The organism is Polaromonas sp. UBA4122 (genome assembly GCA_002381615.1).
Taxonomy (GTDB): domain Bacteria; phylum Pseudomonadota; class Gammaproteobacteria; order Burkholderiales; family Burkholderiaceae_C; genus Polaromonas.
This window is the reverse complement of record DFWY01000092.1, coordinates 9,117-14,673: the sequence shown is the minus strand read 5'-3', so window position 1 is coordinate 14,673 and position 5,557 is coordinate 9,117. Positions and strand designations below refer to the sequence as shown.

Here is a 5,557-nt window from a genome sequence, read left to right as displayed (position 1 = left end):
CTGGGCGGCATGCAGGCGCTGGCCTGGACGCTGCAATATCCCGAGCGCGTGCGGCACGCCGTGGTGGTGGCCAGCGCGCCCAACCTGACAGCCGAAAACATCGCCTTCAACGAAGTCGCGCGCCGCGCCATCGTGACCGACCCGGACTTTCACGGCGGGCATTTTTACCGCCACGGCGTGCTGCCCAAACGCGGCCTGCGCATTGCCCGCATGATCGGACACATCACCTATTTGAGCGACGACGTGATGAACGAGAAGTTCGGCCGCCAGCTGCGCCAGGGCCTTGCCCCAAATGCGAGTGCTTCCGGGCGCAGCGCCGGGCCGCCCCAAGCAAGTTCAGCCCCCTCGGGGGACAGCGCAGCAGGCGTAGCGACAAGCGTGGGGGCCTATAAATACACCACTCAAGACGTGGAATTTGAGATCGAAAGCTACCTGCGCTACCAGGGCGACAAGTTCGCCGAGTACTTCGACGCCAACACTTATTTGCTGATCACCCGGGCGCTGGACTACTTTGATCCGGCCGGCGAGTTTGGCGGCGATCTGAGCCGCGCCCTGGCAAAGGCCAGCGCCAAATTCCTGTTGGTGAGCTTCACCACCGACTGGCGGTTTTCACCCGCGCGTAGCCGCGAAATCGTCAAGGCCCTGCTCGACAACCAGCGCGATGTGAGTTACGCCGAAATCGATGCGCCGCATGGGCATGATGCATTTTTGCTCGAGGATGCCCGCTACCTGGGCGTAGTCCGCTCCTATTTTCAGAGCAAGGTGGCTGTATGACCCGACTGTCTGATGTGAATGCGCAGCCTTCTCCGGATCTGCTGTCGATTGCCCGGCTGGTGCCGCACGGTGCCCGCGTGCTGGATCTGGGCTGCGGAACTGGCGAAATGCTGGCCCATTTGATTCGCGAGCGTGGCTGCTCAGGTTACGGCGTCGAGTTGAACGATGCCAACGTGCAGGCCTGCGTGGCGCGCGGCGTGAACGTGCTCCAGCTCAATCTGGAAGAAGGCCTGGCGGTGTTTGGCGATGGATCGTTTGACGTGGTGCTGCAGATAGACACACTGCAGCATTTGCGCAACGCTGAAGTCATGCTGCGTGAAACCGCCCGCGTTGGCCGTATCGGCATCGTGGCTTTTCCCAATTTTGGCCACTGGCCCAACCGACTGGCCGTGCTGCGCGGGCGCATGCCGGTGACCAAGGTGCTGCCTTACCAGTGGTACGACACCCCCAACATTCGCGTCGGTACGATGCAGGACTTTGAAGCCCTGGCCGTAAAAAACCAGCTGCAGATTCTGGACCAATTTGGCCTGCAGGACGGCCGAGAAATCCGTTTCCTGCCCAACGCGCGCGCCAGCCGCGCGGTGTTCAAAGTCCAGCGGGCCTGAAGCAGACGCTGCACGCGGCCGACCAACCCCCCCTGCTGGATACTGCATGAACTCTCCAAACGCCCAAAAACCGGTCGCGATTTCTTTCAACCAGGCGTTTCGCTTCTGGCTTCAGCTCGGCTTCATCAGTTTTGGCGGGCCGGCGGGGCAGATTGCCATCATGCACCGCGAGCTGGTGGAGCGGCGGCGCTGGGTGTCTGAACAACGCTTTCTGCACGCGCTCAACTTTTGCATGGTGCTGCCCGGCCCGGAGGCGCAGCAGCTTGCCACCTACCTGGGCTGGCTGATGCACCGCAGCTGGGGCGGCGTGGTGGCGGGGGTCTTGTTCGTCCTGCCTTCGCTGGTGCTGCTGATTGCGCTGAGCTGGATCTACATGGCCTTTGGCCAGCAGCCGCTGGTGGCGGGTCTGTTTTACGGCATCAAGCCGGCGGTGGCGGCCATTGTGTTGCATGCGCTGCACCGCATTGCCAGTAAATCATTGGGAAATCCGTTGCTCGCCCCCGTTCCATGGGCGATAGCCGCTACTAGTTTCATAGCAATTTGGGTATTCAAGCTGCCCTTTCCGCTGGTCGTGCTGGGCGCCATGCTGATGGGGGCCGTGCTGGCGCGCGTGGCCCCGGGCACCTTGATGCGCGGAAGTAGCCCTTCGTCGGCGGCGCAAAGCGTTCGCGACGTGGCCCTGATCGATGACGACACGCCCACGCCGCCCCACGCGCTGTTCAAGAGCTCCCGCTTGGCCACGGTGCTTTTGGCGGGCGCTGCGCTCTGGCTGCTGCCCATGGCTGCACTGGTGCTGCGCTACGGCTGGAGCGGCACGCTCACGCAGATGGGCTGGTTCTTCACCAAGGCCGCGCTGCTGACTTTTGGCGGCGCTTATGCCGTGCTGCCCTATGTAAACCAGGCCGCGGTCGAGCATTACCACTGGCTCAGCACGGCGCAAATGATGGATGGCCTGGCGCTGGGCGAAACCACGCCCGGCCCGCTCATCATGGTGGTGGCCTTTGTAGGTTTTGTGGGCGGCTGGGCCAAGCAGGTCGCGGGCCCCGACGCCCTGTTTCTGGGGGCGGCGCTGGCCGCTTGCGCGGCAACGTGGTTCACCTTTTTGCCCTCGTTCATTTTCATTCTGGCGGGTGGGCCGTGGGTCGAGTCCACGCGCGGCAAGCTCAGGCTGACTGCGCCGCTGGCGGCGGTGACCGCAGCCGTGGTCGGTGTGATTGCCAATCTTGCTCTGTTTTTTATAGCTACTGTCGTTTATCCTTCGGGGGCTACAGGCCTTTTTTATACACAAGCTGACTGGATGGCGCTGACGCTGGTGGTGCTGGCCGCCCTGGCGTTGTGGCGATTCAAGTGGGGCGTGATTTCGGTGGTCGCGGCCTCGGCAGGCTCTGGACTGCTGTTACGCTGGTTGGGTCTGGCTTGAAAACCTGCGGCCTTCCTGATGAAACCCTCCGAACCCGGCACCACTTTGCGCGCCATGCCCCTGCTTGAAAGTCTGTTCGAGCGCCTGTTTGGCGCCTGGGTACGGCAGGTATCGCCCGCCACGCTGCGCGTCGATGCGATGGCCGGCTTGCTGGGCGCTGTGCTGGTCTTGCCCCAAGGCATTGCCTTTGCCACGCTGGCGGGGCTGCCGCCGGAATATGGCCTTTACACGGCGGTCATTCCGTGCATCCTCGCCGCGCTGTTCGGCTCCAGCTGGCACGTCATGTCGGGCCCCACCAACGCCAACTCGCTGGCCCTGTTTGCCATGCTCTCGCCGCTGGCGATGGCCTTCAGCCCGCTGTATATCCAGCTGGCGCTGGCCATCACCGTGATGGTCGGCGTCATGCAGTGGCTGATTGGCGCGCTGCGCCTGGGCGTGCTGGCCAACTTCATTTCTCCGGCGGTGCTGTTTGGTTTTACCTCGGGTGCGGCGCTGCTGATTGCCGTGCATGCCTTGCCCGATCTGCTGGGCTTGGCCGCCGCGCCCGGCCACGGTGCCGCCGCCGTGCTGAGGCATGTGTTCACGCAGCTGCCCTCGGCGCAACCGGCTGCGCTGGCGGTGGGCGGCATCACCCTCAGCGTGGCGCTGCTGCTGCGCCGCTGGCGCCGCAACTGGCCGTACATGCTCATCGGGCTGGTGGTGGCCACTGCGCTGGCATGGGGGTGGAGTCATTACCTGAACGCCAACAGCGCCACGCCGCTTAGCGCCCCCGTTACGGCGCTGCGAACGGTGGGGCAGATCGCTACGCCGTGGCCGCGCTTTGAGGTGCCGCGCATCAGCTGGGCGCAGGCCTCGGATCTGATCGGCCTGGCGTTTGCGCTGACCATCGTGGCCCTGGGGCAGGCCATCTCGATTGCCAAGACGGTGGCCTTGCGTTCGGGTCAGCGCATCGATGCCAACCGCGAGTTCCGGGGCCAGGGCCTGTCGAACATCGTCGGTGGATTCTTCTCGTGCTATGTGTCGTGCGGCTCCATGAACCGCTCCATGCCGAATCTGGAAGCCGGTGCCCGGACTCCGCTGGCCTCGGTGTTTTCTGCCTTGCTGCTGCTGGCCCTGGTGGCGGTCAGTGCGCCGCTGCTGGCGCAGATTCCCATGGCCGGGTTGTCGGCGCTGCTGGTGCTGGTCGCGCTGGCCCTCCTCGACTTTGCGCGCTGGCGCCAGTTGTTCACCCTGAGTCGCAGCGATTTTGGCGTGGCGCTGGCCACCATGGTGGCCACGGTCACCATCCGGCTGGAGATTGCCATTTTGCTGGGCATGCTGCTGTCGCTGATGTCTTTTTTGTACCGCACCTCGCGGCCTGCCATGCGCACCATGGGCTTTGACAGCCGCGCGCCAGACCGGCAGTTTGTGGTGATCGATGACGCACAGCATCCGGCGGACGAAGCGGGCCGCAGCGCCGGGCCGCCCCAAGCAAGGCCAGCCCCCTCGGGGGGCAGCGTGGTACACGAAGTGACAAGCGTGGGGGCTTTTTTACCCGAATGCCCGCAGCTCAAGCTGCTGCGCATGGAGGGCGAGGTGTACTTTGGCGCCACCCAGCATGTGGCCGATATCCTGCACGCGCTGCGCTGCCAGCCGCAACCGCAAAAGCACTTGCTGGTGATGGCCAAGAGCATGAACTTCATTGATCTGGCCGGTGCCGAGCTGTGGGAGGCCGAACTCGCCGCACGCCGTGCCATGGGGGGCAATCTGTACTTTCACCGGCCGCGGCCAGAGGTGATCCGCATGTGGCGCAAAACCGGCTTTACCCGCGTGCTTGGCCCAGAGCACCAGTTTTCCGACAAAGCCACCGCGATTTCCACCATCTTCAACAAGCTCGACCCCGAAATTTGCCGCCATTGCACGGCGCGCATTTTCTGGGAATGCAAAACCGCCCCTGGCCCCGACACCCCCAAGCCCTGAATTCCCATGCCTCAATTTGCGGCTTGCATCAACTGGCCATACGCCTACCCCGCCAGTTCGGTCAGGATGGGGCAATCCGGCCGGCTGTTGCCCTTGCAGCAGTGCGCCAACTGCGTCAGGTTTTGCCGCATCGCCTCCATCTCGGCAATGCGACGCTCCAGCTCGGCGACATGGGCTAGCGCGATGCGCTTGACGTCTGCGCTGGCGCGGCGCTTGTCTTGCCACAGCTTGAGCAGCTCGGCGATCTCGGCCATGCTGAAACCCAGTGCGCGGGCACGGCGTATGAAGCGCAGGGTGTGCACTTCCCTGTCGCCATACTGGCGGTAGCCTGCGTCGGTGCGGTGCACGGTCGGCAACAGACCGAGGGCTTCATAGTGGCGGATCATTTTGGCCGACACGCCCGATTGCGCGGCGGCCTGCCCGATGTTGAAGGGGCCGCTGGCGCTGCCGATACTGGCGATGTCTTGCGTCATTGAGCCCTTCCTTTCCAGCGGCGCAGCAGCAAGGCGTTGGTCACCACGCTGACGCTGCTGAGCGCCATGGCGGCGCCGGCAATCACAGGGCTCAGCAGGCCAAAGGCCGCCAGTGGTATGCCCACCACGTTGTAGAAAAACGCCCAGAACAAATTCTGCCGAATCTTGGCATAGGTGCGGCGCGAGATGTCGATGGCGTCCGCCACCAGCGCCGGGTTGCCGCGCATCAGCGTGATGCCTGCCGCGTGCATGGCCACGTCGGTGCCGGTGGACATGGCAATGCCTACGTCAGCCGCCGCCAGTGCGGGCGCGTCGTTGATGCCGTC

The 5,557-nt window shown here is 64.2% G+C and carries 5 protein-coding genes and 1 pseudogene; 4 read left to right on the top strand and 2 right to left on the bottom strand.

What is annotated here, in order from left to right:
* The 4 genes from B3F77_RS12425 to B3F77_RS12410 all read left to right on the top strand — a co-directional run.
* Positions 1-774: alpha/beta fold hydrolase (locus B3F77_RS12425; protein WP_293605252.1), on the top strand; the 774-nt coding region annotated here is incomplete at its 5' end.
* On the top strand, positions 771-1,379 hold the full coding sequence (metW, locus tag B3F77_RS12420; RefSeq protein ID WP_293605251.1) for a methionine biosynthesis protein MetW: 609 nt from the start codon (positions 771-773) through the stop codon (positions 1,377-1,379). The genes B3F77_RS12425 and metW, both read left to right, overlap by 4 nt.
* Positions 1,380-1,425: 46 nt before the next feature.
* Positions 1,426-2,799, top strand: a complete 1,374-nt coding sequence (gene chrA, locus B3F77_RS12415; RefSeq protein WP_293605250.1) for a chromate efflux transporter — start codon at positions 1,426-1,428, stop codon at positions 2,797-2,799.
* 18 nt (positions 2,800-2,817) lie between these two features.
* Positions 2,818-4,758 (top strand): SulP family inorganic anion transporter, encoded by a 1,941-nt coding sequence (locus tag B3F77_RS12410; RefSeq protein ID WP_414703006.1) that lies wholly within the window; start codon positions 2,818-2,820, stop codon positions 4,756-4,758.
* A gap of 44 nt (positions 4,759-4,802) precedes the next feature.
* Here B3F77_RS12410 and cueR read toward each other — a convergent pair whose 3' ends face one another.
* Positions 4,803-5,231: a Cu(I)-responsive transcriptional regulator gene (gene cueR, locus B3F77_RS12405; protein WP_293605249.1), complete on the bottom strand. Its 429-nt coding sequence runs from the start codon at positions 5,229-5,231 to the stop codon at positions 4,803-4,805.
* Positions 5,228-5,557, bottom strand: a pseudogene (locus B3F77_RS12400) (copper-transporting ATPase); the annotation flags it as partial. The gene cueR and the pseudogene B3F77_RS12400, both read right to left, overlap by 4 nt.

Bases quoted from the DNA above. Each gene is read 5' to 3' on its own strand.
- metW (WP_293605251.1), top strand. From the start codon at position 771: ATGACCCGACTGTCTGATGTGAATGCGCAGCCTTCTCCGGATCTGCTG.
- chrA (WP_293605250.1), top strand. From the start codon at position 1,426: ATGAACTCTCCAAACGCCCAAAAACCGGTCGCGATTTCTTTCAACCAG.
- B3F77_RS12410 (WP_414703006.1), top strand. From the start codon at position 2,818: ATGAAACCCTCCGAACCCGGCACCACTTTGCGCGCCATGCCCCTGCTT.
- cueR (WP_293605249.1), bottom strand. From the start codon at position 5,231: ATGACGCAAGACATCGCCAGTATCGGCAGCGCCAGCGGCCCCTTCAAC.